This is a genomic window from Enterobacter dykesii (assembly GCF_008364625.2).
Taxonomy (GTDB): domain Bacteria; phylum Pseudomonadota; class Gammaproteobacteria; order Enterobacterales; family Enterobacteriaceae; genus Enterobacter; species Enterobacter dykesii.
Map to the genome: position 1 here is coordinate 3,767,919 of NZ_CP126604.1, position 14,186 is coordinate 3,782,104.

The 14,186-nt window shown below is 57.3% G+C and carries 18 protein-coding genes and 1 pseudogene; 12 read left to right on the forward strand and 7 right to left on the reverse strand.

What is annotated here, in order from left to right; genetic code table 11:
- Nucleotides 1-84 precede the first annotated feature (84 nt).
- Entirely contained in the window at nucleotides 85-645 is a 561-nt protein-coding gene (locus tag F0320_RS17875) for a YqgE/AlgH family protein (protein WP_126329733.1), read from the forward strand.
- Complete coding sequence (gene ruvX / locus F0320_RS17880) at nucleotides 645-1,061, forward strand: Holliday junction resolvase RuvX (RefSeq protein ID WP_023326041.1); 417 nt, start codon at nucleotides 645-647, stop codon at nucleotides 1,059-1,061. The genes F0320_RS17875 and ruvX overlap by 1 nt, the downstream gene beginning before the upstream one ends.
- A 10-nt stretch (nucleotides 1,062-1,071) precedes the next feature.
- Here the strand turns inward: ruvX and F0320_RS17885 are convergent, their stop codons facing one another.
- Nucleotides 1,072-2,052, reverse strand: coding sequence for a type IV pilus twitching motility protein PilT (locus F0320_RS17885; protein WP_126329735.1), 981 nt, complete (start codon nucleotides 2,050-2,052; stop codon nucleotides 1,072-1,074).
- A 17-nt stretch (nucleotides 2,053-2,069) separates the two neighbouring features.
- Here F0320_RS17885 and F0320_RS17890 point away from each other — a divergent pair, with 17 nt between their 5' ends.
- The 6 genes and pseudogenes from F0320_RS17890 to F0320_RS17915 all read left to right on the forward strand — a co-directional run.
- Entirely contained in the window at nucleotides 2,070-2,771 is a 702-nt protein-coding gene (locus F0320_RS17890; protein ID WP_126329737.1) for a YggS family pyridoxal phosphate-dependent enzyme, read from the forward strand.
- 21 nt (nucleotides 2,772-2,792) lie between these two features.
- Nucleotides 2,793-3,359 (forward strand): YggT family protein, encoded by a 567-nt coding sequence (locus tag F0320_RS17895; RefSeq protein ID WP_023309130.1) that lies wholly within the window; start codon nucleotides 2,793-2,795, stop codon nucleotides 3,357-3,359.
- A complete protein-coding gene (gene yggU, locus F0320_RS17900; protein ID WP_014885193.1) occupies nucleotides 3,356-3,652 on the forward strand; it encodes a DUF167 family protein YggU in 297 nt (98 codons plus the stop codon). Before F0320_RS17895 ends, yggU begins: the two co-directional genes overlap by 4 nt.
- A gap of 3 nt (nucleotides 3,653-3,655) precedes the next feature.
- Nucleotides 3,656-4,249, forward strand: coding sequence for an XTP/dITP diphosphatase (locus tag F0320_RS17905; protein WP_048979374.1), 594 nt, complete (start codon nucleotides 3,656-3,658; stop codon nucleotides 4,247-4,249).
- Nucleotides 4,242-5,390: a radical SAM family heme chaperone HemW gene (hemW, locus tag F0320_RS17910; RefSeq protein WP_126329739.1), complete on the forward strand. Its 1,149-nt coding sequence runs from the start codon at nucleotides 4,242-4,244 to the stop codon at nucleotides 5,388-5,390. The genes F0320_RS17905 and hemW overlap by 8 nt, the downstream gene beginning before the upstream one ends.
- A 35-nt stretch (nucleotides 5,391-5,425) precedes the next feature.
- Nucleotides 5,426-5,590, forward strand: a pseudogene (locus F0320_RS17915) (DUF559 domain-containing protein); the annotation flags it as partial.
- 7 nt (nucleotides 5,591-5,597) lie between these two features.
- Here F0320_RS17915 and F0320_RS17920 read toward each other — a convergent pair.
- From F0320_RS17920 to trmB, 4 genes are all read right to left on the reverse strand, one after another.
- Nucleotides 5,598-6,740: an IS481 family transposase gene (locus tag F0320_RS17920; RefSeq protein ID WP_431605437.1), complete on the reverse strand. Its 1,143-nt coding sequence runs from the start codon at nucleotides 6,738-6,740 to the stop codon at nucleotides 5,598-5,600.
- A gap of 170 nt (nucleotides 6,741-6,910) precedes the next feature.
- The gene (locus tag F0320_RS17925; RefSeq protein WP_058841913.1) at nucleotides 6,911-7,627 is read right to left on the reverse strand and encodes a DUF2884 domain-containing protein; all 717 of its coding nucleotides are present in this window, start codon (nucleotides 7,625-7,627) and stop codon (nucleotides 6,911-6,913) included.
- A gap of 56 nt (nucleotides 7,628-7,683) precedes the next feature.
- Nucleotides 7,684-8,010 (reverse strand): YggL family protein, encoded by a 327-nt coding sequence (locus tag F0320_RS17930; RefSeq protein ID WP_014885198.1) that lies wholly within the window; start codon nucleotides 8,008-8,010, stop codon nucleotides 7,684-7,686.
- Nucleotides 8,010-8,729 (reverse strand): tRNA (guanosine(46)-N7)-methyltransferase TrmB, encoded by a 720-nt coding sequence (trmB, locus tag F0320_RS17935; protein ID WP_033146613.1) that lies wholly within the window; start codon nucleotides 8,727-8,729, stop codon nucleotides 8,010-8,012. Before trmB ends, F0320_RS17930 begins: the two co-directional genes overlap by 1 nt.
- A 144-nt stretch (nucleotides 8,730-8,873) precedes the next feature.
- Here trmB and mutY point away from each other — a divergent pair, with 144 nt between their 5' ends.
- From mutY to F0320_RS17955, 4 genes are all read left to right on the forward strand, one after another.
- Complete coding sequence (mutY, locus tag F0320_RS17940) at nucleotides 8,874-9,926, forward strand: A/G-specific adenine glycosylase (RefSeq protein ID WP_185807253.1); 1,053 nt, start codon at nucleotides 8,874-8,876, stop codon at nucleotides 9,924-9,926.
- A gap of 26 nt (nucleotides 9,927-9,952) precedes the next feature.
- Nucleotides 9,953-10,225, forward strand: a complete 273-nt coding sequence (locus tag F0320_RS17945; RefSeq protein WP_008499765.1) for an oxidative damage protection protein — start codon at nucleotides 9,953-9,955, stop codon at nucleotides 10,223-10,225.
- A gap of 56 nt (nucleotides 10,226-10,281) precedes the next feature.
- Nucleotides 10,282-11,358, forward strand: a complete 1,077-nt coding sequence (gene mltC / locus F0320_RS17950) for a membrane-bound lytic murein transglycosylase MltC (RefSeq protein ID WP_033146615.1) — start codon at nucleotides 10,282-10,284, stop codon at nucleotides 11,356-11,358.
- Between the two features lie 224 nt (nucleotides 11,359-11,582).
- On the forward strand, nucleotides 11,583-12,839 hold the full coding sequence (locus F0320_RS17955; RefSeq protein WP_047650166.1) for a nucleoside permease: 1,257 nt from the start codon (nucleotides 11,583-11,585) through the stop codon (nucleotides 12,837-12,839).
- Nucleotides 12,840-12,857: 18 nt separating this feature from the next.
- On the opposite strand, the gene citG is transcribed toward F0320_RS17955, so the two are convergent.
- A complete protein-coding gene (gene citG, locus F0320_RS17960) occupies nucleotides 12,858-13,667 on the reverse strand; it encodes a triphosphoribosyl-dephospho-CoA synthase CitG (RefSeq protein ID WP_047650165.1) in 810 nt (269 codons plus the stop codon).
- Complete coding sequence (gene citX, locus F0320_RS17965) at nucleotides 13,645-14,184, reverse strand: citrate lyase holo-[acyl-carrier protein] synthase (RefSeq protein ID WP_047650164.1); 540 nt, start codon at nucleotides 14,182-14,184, stop codon at nucleotides 13,645-13,647. The genes citG and citX overlap by 23 nt, the downstream gene beginning before the upstream one ends.
- Between the last annotated feature and the right edge of the window lie 2 nt (nucleotides 14,185-14,186).

Genomic DNA, 14,186 nt, shown 5'->3' on the forward strand with positions numbered 1-14,186 from the left:
AACAATACTATTAGTGACAGCGCCTGTGTTTGTCCCCATACTGGGCGCTGTCGCTTTTTAAACCAGGAAACAGTACCTCTGACAATGAATTTACAGCATCACTTTCTTATTGCCATGCCTGCTCTCCAGGACCCGATTTTTCGCCGTGCCGTGGTTTATATTTGTGAATACAATGAAGACGGCGCGATGGGCATCATCATCAATAAACCACTGGAAAATCTTCAGGTTGAAGGAATTCTGGACAAGCTGAAAATCTCGGCTGAAGCGCGACTGCCGGAAATACGGCTTGATAAACCTGTGATGCTGGGCGGACCTCTTGCAGAAGACCGCGGTTTTATCCTGCATACGCCGCCGGTATTCTCTTCCAGTATTCGAATTTCGGATAACACCGTCATTACCACCTCGCGTGATGTGCTCGAAACGCTGGGTACCGTAGAGCAGCCTTCTGAAGTGCTGGTGGCGTTGGGCTATTCGTCCTGGGAGAAAGGCCAGCTTGAGCAAGAGATCCTCGATAACGCCTGGCTTACCGCGCCTGCGGACATGAACATCCTGTTTAAAACCCCTATCGCCGATCGCTGGCGTGACGCGGCGAAGCTGATTGGCATTGATATCCTGACCATGCCTGGCGTAGCGGGGCACGCCTGATGAGCGGAACGCTTCTGGCCTTCGATTTTGGTACCAAAAGCATTGGCGTCGCCGTGGGTCAGCGCATCACCGGTACCGCGCGTCCGCTTACGGCCCTGAAGGCCAATGACGGCACGCCAGACTGGAATCTTATCGAGCGTCTGCTCAAAGAGTGGCAGCCGGATGATGTTATTGTTGGGCTGCCGCTGAACATGGACGGCACAGAACAGCCGCTTACCGCCCGGGCGCGTAAGTTCGCCAATAAAATCCATGGCCGCTTTGGCGTCTCCGTGAAGCTGCACGACGAGCGTCTGAGCACCGTCGAAGCGCGTGCGGGTCTGTTTGAGCACGGCGGCTTTCGGGCGCTCAGCAAAGGCAGCGTGGACTCTGCTTCCGCCGTGATTATCCTCGAAAGCTATTTCGAGCAGGGCTTTTAAGCACGGGGGCCTACAGCCGCCCCTGCGCCCGTCTCTCCGCCAGGCTCTGGTCAAAGTTCTGCATTCCTGCCTGCTGACCGGTTTGAATGATGCCGGGCAGTTGCCACGTTTTCCCTTCACGAATCAGATTCGCCGCCGCCGCTGTGTTCACCAACAGTTCATACAACGCGACGCGCCCGCCCTGTAGATCGGGAAGCAGCCTCTGCGCCAGCACCGCCCGCAGGCTGCCGGCCAGTTGGTTACGCACCGGATCTTTCTCCTGCGCCGGGAACGTATCGACCAGCCGTTCAATCGCCTGCGATGCCCCTCGCGTATGCAGCGTCGCCAGCACCAGATGTCCGGTTTCCGCCGCCGTTAACGCCAGGCGGATCGTTTCGCTGTCGCGCAGCTCCCCCAGCAAAATAACGTCCGGATCCTGGCGTAAGGCACTGCGCAGCGCTTCGGCAAATGACGGGCTGTGCTGACCTATCTCCCGCTGCTGGATCAAGCAACGTTCGCTCTGGTAGATAAACTCCACCGGATCTTCAAGCGTGAGGATATGGCCATCAGCATGGTGGTTTAGAAAATCGACCATCGCCGCCAGCGTAGTGGATTTGCCGCTGCCGGTCGCCCCGGTGACCAGAATCAGCCCGGCGTCATTTGACAACAGTTCCGGGATTACCCGCGGCGCGCCCAGCGAAGAGAGCTGCGGGCAGCTACGTGGCAACAGCCGCAGCGTCAAAGAAACTCCGCGCATCTGCTTAAAGGCACTCCCGCGCAGGCGCTGGCCTCCCGCCACCGTCGCGGCAAAATCCACCTGTCCCTTTGCCCACCATGTTCCCTGCTGCTCATCGTTAAGCCACGCTTTTAATAACGCTCCGACATCGGGAGGCGGAAAGGGCGCAGGCTCAAGCCGGCCTAATCTACGCCAGCGCGGTGGCGAATCACTGCACAGGTGTAGATCGGAGACGTTATGCTTTACACTAAGGGCCACAATTTCTTCCACATCCATAGACTACTCCTCGGAAAATGAACGACATTGCGCATAACCTGGCACAGGTCCGGGACAAAATCTCAGCCGCCGCAGCGCGTTGCGGCCGTGCTTCAGAAGAAATTACGCTGCTTGCAGTCAGCAAAACCAAGCCTGCGAGCGCCATCGCAGAAGCTATTGATGCAGGCCAGCGGGCGTTTGGTGAAAACTACGTTCAGGAAGGCGTGGATAAAATTCGCTACTTCCAGGAACAGGGGAATACGGATCTGCAGTGGCACTTTATTGGCCCCCTGCAGTCGAACAAAAGCCGTCTGGTGGCAGAGCACTTCGACTGGTGCCACACCATCGACCGCCTGCGTATTGCTACCCGCCTGAATGACCAGCGTCCGGCAGAAATGCCGTCACTCAACGTGCTGATTCAGGTCAACATCAGCGATGAAAACAGCAAGTCCGGCATTGCTCTGAGTGAGCTGGATACGCTGGCCGCAGACGTGGCCGCCCTTCCGCACTTGACCCTGCGCGGGCTGATGGCAATTCCTGCGCCTGAGTCAAGTTATGAAAGGCAGTTTGCCGTGGCACAGCAAATGGCTGTAGCATTTGAGGCGCTTAAAGCGCGCTATAACACGGTAGACACGCTTTCGCTGGGCATGTCGGATGATATGGAAGCCGCCATCGCGGCAGGCAGCACTATGGTGCGCATCGGCACGGCAATTTTCGGTGCGCGCGACTACTCAAAATAATAAGGAAACCTGAGGAACGCCATGAAGACGTTGACTTTCCTGCTCTCAACAGTGCTTGAGCTGTATACGATGGCGCTTTTGCTGCGCGTCTGGATGCAGTGGGCCCGCTGTGATTTTTACAATCCGTTCTCGCAGTTTGTCGTGAAAATCACGCAACCTGTTGTCGGACCGCTGCGCCGCATTATCCCTGCGATGGGTCCCATCGACAGTTCGTCTCTGCTGGTGGCGTTTATTCTGAGCGTTATCAAAGCGATCGTGCTGTTTATGGTCATCACCTTCCAGCCGATTATCTGGATTGCTGCGGTCCTGATTTTAATCAAAACCATCGGCCTGCTGATTTTCTGGGTGCTGCTGGTCATGGCCATCATGAGCTGGGTAAGCCAGGGGCGTAGTCCGGTAGAATATGCGCTGATCCAACTGGCCGAACCGCTGCTGCGCCCGATTCGCAATCTGCTGCCTTCGATGGGCGGTATTGATTTCTCGCCGATGATCCTGGTTCTGCTGCTGTACGTGGTTAATATGGGGATCGCTGAGCTGTTACAGTCGACGGGCGATATGCTGCTGCCGGGGCTGTGGATGGCGCTATGAGTGCCGTAAGCACCTGCGCTGACGGGCTGGTTTTGCGGCTGTATATTCAGCCGAAGGCCAGCCGTGACAGTATTGTCGGGCTGCATGGCGACGAGTTAAAAGTCGCCATCACCGCCCCGCCGGTTGACGGCCAGGCGAACGCGCATCTGACCAAATATCTGGCAAAACAGTTTCGCGTCGCCAAAAGCCAGGTCATCATTGAAAAAGGTGAACTTGGGCGACATAAACAGGTAAAAATCCTTAATCCGCAATCTATCCCGACGGAAGTCGCGGCTCTGACAGAACAGGACTAAACCATGCAGAAAGTTGTTCTCGCGACCGGTAACGCCGGCAAAGTGCGCGAGCTGGCCTCGCTATTAAATGATTTTGGGCTGGACGTGGTCGCCCAGACCGATCTGGGCGTGGAGTCCGCCGAAGAGACGGGTCTGACGTTTATCGAAAACGCGATCCTGAAAGCGCGCCACGCCGCGCAGATTACCGGCCTGCCTGCGATTGCCGACGACTCCGGCCTGGCCGTGGATTTTCTCGGCGGTGCGCCGGGGATTTACTCTGCGCGCTATTCCGGCGTTGACGCCACCGACCAGCAGAATCTGGAAAAGCTGCTTGTCGCCCTGAAAGACGTACCGGACGAACAACGCACCGCGCAGTTCCACTGCGTGCTGGTTTATATGCGCCACGCGGAAGACCCGACGCCTATCGTCTGCCACGGCAGCTGGCCGGGCGTGATTACCCGTGAAGCTGCTGGCAACGGCGGCTTTGGCTACGACCCTATTTTCTTTGTCCCGACCGAGGGCAAAACCGCTGCGGAACTGACCCGCGAAGAGAAAAGCGCAATTTCCCACCGCGGACGCGCGCTGAAACTGTTACTGGAAGCACTGCGTAATGGCTAATTTGCCGCCTTTGAGTCTGTATATTCACATCCCGTGGTGCGTGCAGAAATGCCCGTACTGCGATTTCAACTCGCACGCGCTGAAGGGCGAAGTGCCGCACGATGACTACGTTGCGCACCTGCTGGCCGACCTGGACGCCGATGTACCTTACGCACAGGGACGTGAAGTTAAGACCATTTTCATTGGTGGCGGTACGCCGAGCCTGCTGTCCGGCCCGGCGATGCAAACGCTGCTGGACGGCGTGCGTTCGCGCCTGAACCTGGCGGCGGATGCTGAAATTACGATGGAAGCCAACCCCGGCACCGTTGAGGCCGACCGTTTTGTCGACTATCAGCGCGCGGGCGTGAACCGCATCTCCATCGGCGTGCAGAGCTTTAGCGAGCCGAAGCTGAAACGTCTGGGGCGCATTCACGGCCCGGAAGAGGCGAAGCGCGCGGCAAACCTGGCGACCGGTCTGGGCCTGCGCAGCTTTAACCTCGATCTGATGCACGGCCTGCCGGATCAGTCGCTGGAAGAGGCGCTGGACGACCTGCGCCAGGCGATCGAACTGAACCCACCGCACCTATCGTGGTATCAGCTCACCATCGAGCCAAACACGCTGTTCGGTTCCCGCCCGCCGGTGCTGCCGGACGACGACGCGCTGTGGGATATCTTCGAGCAGGGTCACAGGCTTCTCACCGCTGCGGGCTATCAGCAGTATGAAACGTCCGCGTATGCGAAGCCGGGATACCAGTGTCAGCACAACCTGAACTACTGGCGCTTTGGTGACTATCTGGGGATTGGCTGCGGCGCGCACGGCAAGGTGACCTTCCCGGACGGGCGCATTCTGCGCACCGCCAAAACCCGCCACCCGCGCGGATACATGGAAGGCCGCTACCTGGAGCGTCAGCACGACGTTGAGGCGGAGGATAAACCGTTTGAGTTCTTCATGAACCGCTTCCGTCTGCTGGAAGCCGCGCCGCGCGCGGAATTTGCGCGTTACACCGGGCTGCCGGAGTCGGTGATTCGCCCGCAGATCGACGAGGCGCTGGCGCAGGGGTATCTCACCGAGAATGAGGAATACTGGCAGATCACCGAGCACGGCAAGCTGTTCTTAAATTCCCTTCTTGAGCTGTTCCTCGCCGACGATTCTGAAGGCTGATTCAGGATTTTGCATCCCGTTCTGCTGGCTGAGGGAAAGGCTGGCATGTCATTCGATTCTGGAATAACGAACTCTGGGATAACGAAGAGGCGGTGTTAGAAAAGATCCTTGAAACCCTGCAAACGCTGCAACCCTCACCCCGGCCCTCTCCCTGTGTACAGTCCGGGGACATGGTAGACAGGTGTTCGGGGACATGGTGAACACTTTTTAACATCCTTTACCCATGGTGATCGACTTTTTCTTCAGGTCGATCACCCCCACTTTCGTGCTGTACCACCACACCTCATAGCTGCCGTCTTCCTGCATTTCCTTCAGCCCGACCCGTTCTCCCCTGAACGCCTTGCCTGCGCTCAGACTTACCCCTTTCACGCTCAGCTTTCCGCTGATATCCACTTTCCTTACCATCACGCCCTCGTCGTATTCCGGGGGCGTTGTGTTGCCGCTGTACTGCCGCGCTGACGGCTGATACCGCGAGCCCGGTACCGCCATATCCAGCGCCTCGTGCGGGCGTTCAAGGTTGTACACCGTCCGCCAGTGGTCGAAGGCACGCTGCAGTTCGCCCTCGTTCGCGAACCACTTCCCCTGCAGCACTTCCGCCTTCAGGCTGCGGTGAAAACGCTCCAGCTTGCCCTGCGTCTGCGGATGATAAGGCCGGGAATGGCCCACCCGGATACCGTGGCGCATCAGCCACAGCTCCAGCGCCGTCCAGGTACCGGTGGTGTCGCCCCACGGTGAGCCGTTGTCCATTGTCATCCGGTCCGGCAGGCCGTAACGTTCAAACACGCTGACCAGCTGCTGCTGCACGGTCTCGCGCCGTTCATCGGTACAGGGCGCCAGGCACAGGGAAAAACGGGAGTGGTCGTCCAGCAGGGTGAGCGGATGGCAGCGGCCGCCGCCAAAGGGAAAGTGGCCCTTAAAATCCATCTGCCAGAGGCGGTTCGGCGCGTCGTGTTCGAACCGTCCCGTGGCGGGTATGCCCGGTGAAGCGCCCGGCAGCAGACCATGGCGGGCCATCAGGCTATGGACGGTGCTGAAGGCGGGCATGCGGTGCCCCTGGTCTTCGAGCCAGCGCTTAATCTTGCGGGCTCCCCAGCGTTCATGGCGGTCATGGGCCATGCGCAGCAGGGCAGTGATGTCGTCAGATGAGCGGTTCGGGGAATGGTGGGGTATGCGGGGCCGGTCCTGAAGGCCGGACGGGCCTTCCTGAGCCCAGCGCTGAAGCCACTTGTAGCCGGTGGCAGGTGAAATGCCGAAGCGACGGCAGAGGGAACGGATGTTCGCCCCGTCCTGCGAGGCGAACAAAACAAACTCAGTACGTAATGACATGGTATCTCTCGCATCCCAGGGCATAAGCGACTCCATAAACGGGTTCTTATGCCTTAGTTGTAAGTGTCTACCATGTTCCCGAACAAGTGTTCACTATGTCCCCGGACCGTACACCCTGAAAGGGAGAGGGAGCAAACCATCCCCTCGCCCCTTTGGGGAGAGGGTTAGGGTGAGGGGCCCAGCGCGCAGAGATCTTACTTCAGCGTCCCCACCAGCGCCTTCCGGCTATCTTCCAGCGACACCACGCGTTTACACACGTCTTTGCCGAACTGCTGGAAATCATCTTCCTGGTTCTTCCACTCGTTCTGAATGGAGGTCTGCAGGCCGCCCAGACTGCCCAGCACGCCCTGCAGCGGGTTACCGCCGCCTTTCAGAACCGCTTTGGCGCCCATCTCGTTGATGCTGTCCTGAAGAATGCCGCCCATTGCCTGGTTCACCAGTTGCTGCCCGTCAGCGCGGACCTGATCGATCGCCTTGTAGTGGAACGTCAGGCCGTCGGAGCGCGTCTCGATAATGCGGTTCATCTGCTCTTTAAGCTGCTTATCGAGCTTCGTCAGGCGGGTGCGCATATTGCTGCTCTCCCCCACCTCTTTGGTGATGATCTTATCCAGCGCGACGCGGCTTTTCTCAACGCGGGTCAGCGCGCCGTCGTTAATCCACGGCAGTGCGGTACGCAGCTCAGCCTGATAATCCTTCGCCTGCTCGCGCTGCGCGGCAGTCAGGTTTTGCGGCTTGCCGTTAAACGTCACGTTACCATCCGGCGTAATCACCAGATTGCCGTTCTCGCCTTTGACCTGCACGGTCTGCGGGCTTAACACCACGTCATCACGCGGGGTGACGCTACATTGATAATCCGCATGGGCGGTGAATCCGGTTGCCATCAAAGCAACAGCCAGCAACGTTTTGCGCATCTTAAACACTCCCTCAGACAAAATGGGCCAGCTAATGCTGGCCCCTTACTGCTTTATTAGTCCCACCAAACGTCGAAAAGTTCGCTGACGCGGACATCTTCGAGCTTGTGGTCTTCAAGCCATTTACGTACCAGCGCCTGATGTTCTTCGGTGCATTTACCCACTTCCTGGGTGCAGATCAGACCTTCCCAGGCCAGGTAACCGCTACCGTCGAAGGCCAGCTTGTTTGGCTCAATCACGTCATTGATGAAAGCATCCACGTCCTGATCGATCTGTTCTACACTGGTGCCTTCCGGGAAACGCCACGCAACGGAGAAACCCACTTCCTGGAATTCTTCGATGTGCATCTTTTTACGCAGACGACGGCTACGATTCTTTGCCATTATTTCACCCTCTCGAACATTAAGTCCCATACACCGTGACCAAGACGATGGCCACGCTGTTCAAATTTCGTTACCGGACGCGATTCCGGACGCGGTACATAGTCGTTGCTCTCAGACTGGTTTTTATACCCGTCCAGCGACGACATCACTTCCAGCATATGTTCCGCATACGGTTCCCAGTCGGTCGCCATATGGAAGACACCGCCCAGCTTCAGCTTACTTTTCACCAGCTCGGCAAACGGCGCCTGAACGATACGGCGTTTATTATGACGTGCTTTGTGCCACGGGTCAGGGAAAAAGAGCTGAACCATGGTTAAAGAATTGTCAGGAATCATTTTATGCAGCACTTCCACCGCGTCGTGACACATCACGCGCAGGTTCTCTACGCCCTCTTCATGAGCCGTTGCCAGGCATGCACCCACGCCCGGGGAGTGGACTTCGATACCGAGGAAGTTCTGCTCCGGTCGCGCTTTCGCCATGGCCACCAGCGAGGTGCCCATACCAAACCCGATCTCCAGCGTGACGGGTGCTTCGCGGCCGAACAGTTCGGTAAAGTCCAGAGGCTGCTCGCTGAACTCAACGCCCATCACCGGCCAGTAGTTGTCCAGCGCATGTTGCTGCCCTTTTGTCAGGCGACCCTGACGGCGGACAAAGCTGCGAATACGGCGCAGCGGGCGACCGTTTTCATCAAATTCCGGTGAAATGACGTCGTTTTTCATAAAAGAGTTGTCTGCTTGTGAGAATGTTCGGGAAACGGGCATTATCCAAAGTTAAGGCTTCTATGCAAGCATGGGAAAGATCCGGTTTACAGCAGATTGACGCTGTGCTGCAATCTGCGTCCCTGATTATGCGAATCGATGACCATGCAAGCCTCTCAATTTTCAGCCCAGGTGCTGGACTGGTACGACAAATACGGGCGTAAAACCCTGCCCTGGCAAATTGAAAAAACGCCTTACAAAGTATGGCTCTCCGAGGTGATGTTGCAACAAACGCAGGTCGCTACGGTGATCCCTTACTTCGAGCGTTTTATGGCGCGCTTCCCGAAGGTGACCGATCTGGCCAACGCCCCGCTGGACGAGGTCCTGCACCTGTGGACCGGTCTTGGCTATTACGCCCGGGCGCGTAACCTTCACAAGGCCGCACAGCAGGTTGCGACGCGCCACAACGGGAAATTCCCGGAAACCTTCGACGAGGTGGCGGACTTGCCCGGCGTCGGACGTTCAACCGCAGGCGCCATTCTCTCCCTGTCTTTAGGCAAGCATTTCCCGATTCTCGACGGCAACGTGAAGCGCGTGCTGGCACGCTGCTACGCCGTCGACGGCTGGCCGGGGAAGAAGGACGTTGAGAAACGTCTTTGGGAAATAAGTGAAGCGGTCACCCCGGCTAACGGCGTCGAGCGTTTCAACCAGGCGATGATGGATCTCGGCGCGTTGGTCTGCACGCGCTCAAAACCAAAATGCGAACTCTGCCCGGTGAATAATCTCTGCGTGGCGTATGCCAACCATTCATGGGCGCAATATCCGGGTAAGAAACCCAAACAGACGCTACCGGAGCGCACCGGCTATATGCTGCTGATGCAGCACGGCGACCAGGTCTTCCTCGCCCAGCGTCCGCCGAGCGGTCTGTGGGGTGGTCTATACTGCTTCCCACAGTTTGAAGATGAAGATTTGCTGCGTGAATGGCTTAAACAGCGCGGGATTGCTGCCGATAACCTGACGCAGCTGACCGCGTTTCGCCATACGTTCAGCCATTTCCACCTGGATATTGTACCCATGTGGCTTCCCGTGTCGTCATTTGCCTCGTGCATGGATGAAGGCACCGCTCTCTGGTATAACTTAGCGCAACCGCCATCAGTCGGACTGGCGGCTCCCGTGGAGCGCCTGTTACAACAATTACGTGCCGGTGCAATGGTTTAGCATCGACAAGAAAAAGAGGAATGAGTATGGCCAGAACGATTTTTTGTACTTTCCTGCAGCGTGACGCTGAAGGCCAGGATTTCCAGCTTTATCCGGGCGAGCTGGGTAAACGCATCTACAATGAAATCTCCAAAGAAGCCTGGGGACAGTGGCAGAAAAAGCAGACCATGCTGATCAACGAGAAAAAACTCAGCATGATGAACCCGGAACACCGCAAGCTGCTGGAGCAGGAGATGGTGAGCTTCCTGTTCGAAGGTAAAGACGTGCACATCGAAGGCTATACGCCACCGGAAAAATAACAGCGTGCGGGGGAAACCCCGCCGTTAAAGCAAACACAACACGCACTCCCGGAATGATGAAAAAACTTTTAGCGCTAGCCCTTGTTGCGCCGTTGCTTGTCTCGTGTTCGTCAAAAAAAGGCGAAGATTACAACGAAGCCTGGATCAAGGACACCAACGGTTTTGACATTTTGATGGGGCAGTTTGCCCACAACATCGAGAACATATGGGGATTTAACGAAGTTCTTATTGCCGGACCAAAGGACTACGTTAAGTACACCGACGCCTATCAGACCCGTAGCCACATCAACTTTGATGAGGGGACGATCACGATTGAGACCATCGCAGGCACCGACCCTGCGGCGCGACTGCGTCAGGCGATCGTCAAAACCCTGCTGATGGGTGACGATCCGGGATCTATCGATCTCTACTCCGATGCCGACGATATCACTATCTCGAAAGAGCCGTTCCTGTACGGCCAGGTCGTCGATCAGACCGGTCAGCCGATCCGCTGGGAAGGTCGCGCCACGAAATTTGCCGACTACCTGCTGCAGACGCGCCTGAAAAGCCGCTCTAACGGTCTGAAGATTATCTATAGCGTCACCATCAACCTTGTCCCGAACCACCTCGACAAGCGTGCGCATAAGTACATTGGGATGGTGCGTCAGGCCTCACGCAAATACGGCGTGGATGAGTCGCTGATCCTGGCGATTATGCAGACCGAATCCTCGTTCAACCCGTACGCGGTAAGCCGTTCCGACGCCCTGGGGCTGATGCAGGTTGTGCAGCACAGCGCCGGGAAAGACGTCTTCCGCGCGCAGGGGAAATCCGGCACGCCGAGCCGCAGCTATCTGTTCGATCCGCAGAGCAACATTGATACCGGCACGGCCTACCTGGCGATGCTGAACAATGTGTACCTGGGCGGAATTGATAACCCAACGTCGCGCCGCTATGCGGTGATCACCGCCTATAACGGCGGTGCGGGCAGCGTGCTTCGCGTCTTCTCAAATGACAAAGTGCAGGCCGCGAACATCATCAACAGCATGGCGCCGGGGGATGTCTACTCTACCCTCACCACCCGCCACCCGTCTGCGGAATCCCGCCGCTATCTGTATAAGGTGAATACGGCGCAGAAGAACTATCGTCGCCGCTAAAAAACACCCCTCACCCTAACCCTCTCCCCAAAAGGGAGAGGGAACGTGAACACCCATACGAAAATGTTATTTGCATCACAATCCAAACTGCAAATTAATGTGGATTGCATTTTTTTGCGGGAGGTAACAAAACATATTGTTGCCAACTGATAGAATTGCATCAAATAACAACCCTGAATGTTCCCAAAACAACATATCTCCCGCTCACTTGTGAGGAAAGTAACATGAACCTTAAGCTGCAGCTTAAAATTTTGTCGTTTCTGCAGTTCTGCCTGTGGGGTAGCTGGCTGACTACACTCGGCTCCTATATGTTTGTGACGCTCAAGTTCGATGGTGCGTCAATCGGTGCCGTTTACAGCTCGCTCGGTATTGCGGCTGTCTTCATGCCAACGTTGCTGGGCATCGTGGCAGATAAATGGTTGAGTGCGAAATGGCTGTACATGCTTTGCCATCTGGTGGGCGCGGGGACGCTGTTTATGGCAGCCCAGGTGACCACGCCAGGGGCGATGTTCATGGTGATCCTGCTTAACTCGCTGGCCTATATGCCAACGCTTGGCCTGATCAACACCATCTCCTACTACCGCCTGAAGTCTGCGGATATGGATATCGTGACCGATTTCCCGCCAATCCGTATCTGGGGCACCATCGGCTTTATCATGGCGATGTGGGGCGTGAGCTTCGCAGGCTTCGAACTGAGCCATATGCAGCTCTATATCGGTGCGGCGCTTTCCGTGGTGCTGGCGATCTTCACCCTGACGCTGCCAACCATTCCGGTTTCTAACCAGCAAAAAAACCAGAGCTGGAGCACCATGCTTGGCCTGGACGCCTTCGCGCTGTTTAAAAACAAACGCATGGCGATCTTCTTCATCTTCTCCATGCTGCTGGGCGCGGAGCTGCAGATCACCAACATGTTCGGCAACACCTTCCTGCACAGCTTCGATAACAACCCGCTGTTCTCCGGCAGCTTTATCGTTGAACATGCGTCGGTGATGATGTCCATCTCTCAGATCTCTGAGACGCTGTTCATTCTGACCATCCCGTTCTTCCTGAGCCGCTACGGCATTAAAAACGTCATGCTGATCAGTATCGCGGCGTGGATGTTGCGATTCGGCCTGTTCGCCTACGGCGACCCAAGCCCGTTCGGTACCGTGCTGCTGGTGCTGTCGATGATCGTTTACGGCTGCGCCTTCGACTTCTTCAATATCTCTGGTTCGGTGTTTGTGGAAAAAGAGGTGAAGCCTGAAATCCGCGCCAGCGCGCAGGGTATGTTCCTGATGATGACCAACGGCTTCGGCTGTATTCTGGGCGGCGTGGTAAGCGGTAAAGTCGTTGAGATGTACACCACCAATGGCATTACCAACTGGCAGCCTGTGTGGCTGATCTTCGCCGCATACTCGCTGGTGCTGTTCTTCGCGTTCATCGCGCTGTTCAAGTACAAGCATGTACGCGTGCCGAATGGTGCACAGCCAGTCGCACATTAATGACGATCCCCTCTCCTTTCAGGAGAGGGGTAATTTCGACAGCACCCACCCCACCGACAGCAAATCCGCGCTGCCGCCCGGGCTCAGATTACGCTCAATCAATGCTTTATCCATCTTAAGCAGCGCCTCGCGATCCCAGCCGTTAGCCAGTAATTCCCGCGCATAGCCCTGAACGTAGCGCAGCCCTTCAATGCCGCCTCGCGACACGAGATTACTGTCCTGATTGACCGCCATCAGGCGTAACAGCAGGCCGTGAAGAGACTGTCCGTTCCACTGCGCCAGCGCCCTACGCGCCGTCGCAAAGCCGCTCTCAGCCTCGCCGCGCGCCCCGGTTAAGCCGTACAGATGAAACTGCCGCTCGCCCGCAGTCGCCTGTCCGCCGCGCGCGGCCAGCTCACGCGACACCAGCCCGCTGCAGATGTTACTCACCTCACAGCAGAGGCTGTCTGCGGAGATATTTTTCACACGCCCGGCGGTGAAGCACAGTAAACCCAGGGCAAAAATCCCGCCCTTGTGGGTGTTCACTCCGTTCGTCGCGGCATACATCGCCTGTTCACAGGCCATCCCCATCGGGCGGATAATTCGAAGCTGCCCGGCGGCAGGTTTATCCGCATGCGCGTTACCGAGTTCAGCAAAGCGCGAAAACCACGGCGTAATCGCCGCGATGCTGCGGACGAACAGCGCGTGGTTCATATCGCGATGGGAACCGTTATTGAGCTTGTCCACCAGCCCCGGCTTGGGCGTCAGCTCAAGCTCCTGCCACAGCGCCGCTTCGGCAAGCGCGGGCACATCAACCGGGCGCGGTTTAGTCGCGAGCAAACCAGTCATCGATCGTCTTCTCCACGCGGGAAACCACCTGCTCAAGGGGGTGATTGCGCGAACGGGAACAGGCATGAGCGGGTTCGTCGCAGATTAGGCAGCGTCTGAGATTCGTCCCCAGCGACTGACGCCCGACGTGGCCGTGCTGTGGGCAGATCACGTCCAGATCCCACAGCCTGCCGAGTGGGTGCGTCTGCTCCAGCTCCGCGCAGTGCGCTTTGATTTCCACCGCGGGATGGGCCACGCACCACAGGGCTTCTGGCCCGGTAGGGAGCCACAGCACCTGGCGGTCCAGCACCGGCCAGCGGTTTTCCCACAGCAGCTGGTCGCACATCTGCAGCGCCACGCCCATGGTATTGCGATAGCGCAGGCTGTCTTTGATTTCCCCTGGCGTGACCAGCGTTAGGGAGATCACCGGTTGTTGATAGTGCGTAAGCCAGTCAGCCTGGCGCGCCGCGCGGCGATCTTTCGCCGCCAGCAGTTCGTCCAGGCTGACACCCGCCCGCACGGGTGTCGCTATTGTCATAA

Coding starts and splice junctions, on each gene's coding strand:
- F0320_RS17930 (WP_014885198.1), bottom strand. CDS start 8,010: ATGGCAAAGAATCGTAGCCGTCGTCTGCGTAAAAAGATGCACATCGAA.
- mutY (WP_185807253.1), top strand. CDS start 8,874: ATGCAAGCCTCTCAATTTTCAGCCCAGGTGCTGGACTGGTACGACAAA.
- F0320_RS17875 (WP_126329733.1), top strand. CDS start 85: ATGAATTTACAGCATCACTTTCTTATTGCCATGCCTGCTCTCCAGGAC.
- F0320_RS17945 (WP_008499765.1), top strand. CDS start 9,953: ATGGCCAGAACGATTTTTTGTACTTTCCTGCAGCGTGACGCTGAAGGC.
- trmB (WP_033146613.1), bottom strand. CDS start 8,729: ATGAAAAACGACGTCATTTCACCGGAATTTGATGAAAACGGTCGCCCG.
- mltC (WP_033146615.1), top strand. CDS start 10,282: ATGAAAAAACTTTTAGCGCTAGCCCTTGTTGCGCCGTTGCTTGTCTCG.
- F0320_RS17905 (WP_048979374.1), top strand. CDS start 3,656: ATGCAGAAAGTTGTTCTCGCGACCGGTAACGCCGGCAAAGTGCGCGAG.
- F0320_RS17920 (WP_431605437.1), bottom strand. CDS start 6,740: ATGCCCTGGGATGCGAGAGATACCATGTCATTACGTACTGAGTTTGTT.
- citX (WP_047650164.1), bottom strand. CDS start 14,184: ATGACAATAGCGACACCCGTGCGGGCGGGTGTCAGCCTGGACGAACTG.
- F0320_RS17955 (WP_047650166.1), top strand. CDS start 11,583: ATGAACCTTAAGCTGCAGCTTAAAATTTTGTCGTTTCTGCAGTTCTGC.
- hemW (WP_126329739.1), top strand. CDS start 4,242: ATGGCTAATTTGCCGCCTTTGAGTCTGTATATTCACATCCCGTGGTGC.
- F0320_RS17895 (WP_023309130.1), top strand. CDS start 2,793: ATGAAGACGTTGACTTTCCTGCTCTCAACAGTGCTTGAGCTGTATACG.
- F0320_RS17885 (WP_126329735.1), bottom strand. CDS start 2,052: ATGGATGTGGAAGAAATTGTGGCCCTTAGTGTAAAGCATAACGTCTCC.
- F0320_RS17890 (WP_126329737.1), top strand. CDS start 2,070: ATGAACGACATTGCGCATAACCTGGCACAGGTCCGGGACAAAATCTCA.
- citG (WP_047650165.1), bottom strand. CDS start 13,667: ATGACTGGTTTGCTCGCGACTAAACCGCGCCCGGTTGATGTGCCCGCG.
- ruvX (WP_023326041.1), top strand. CDS start 645: ATGAGCGGAACGCTTCTGGCCTTCGATTTTGGTACCAAAAGCATTGGC.
- F0320_RS17925 (WP_058841913.1), bottom strand. CDS start 7,627: ATGCGCAAAACGTTGCTGGCTGTTGCTTTGATGGCAACCGGATTCACC.
- yggU (WP_014885193.1), top strand. CDS start 3,356: ATGAGTGCCGTAAGCACCTGCGCTGACGGGCTGGTTTTGCGGCTGTAT.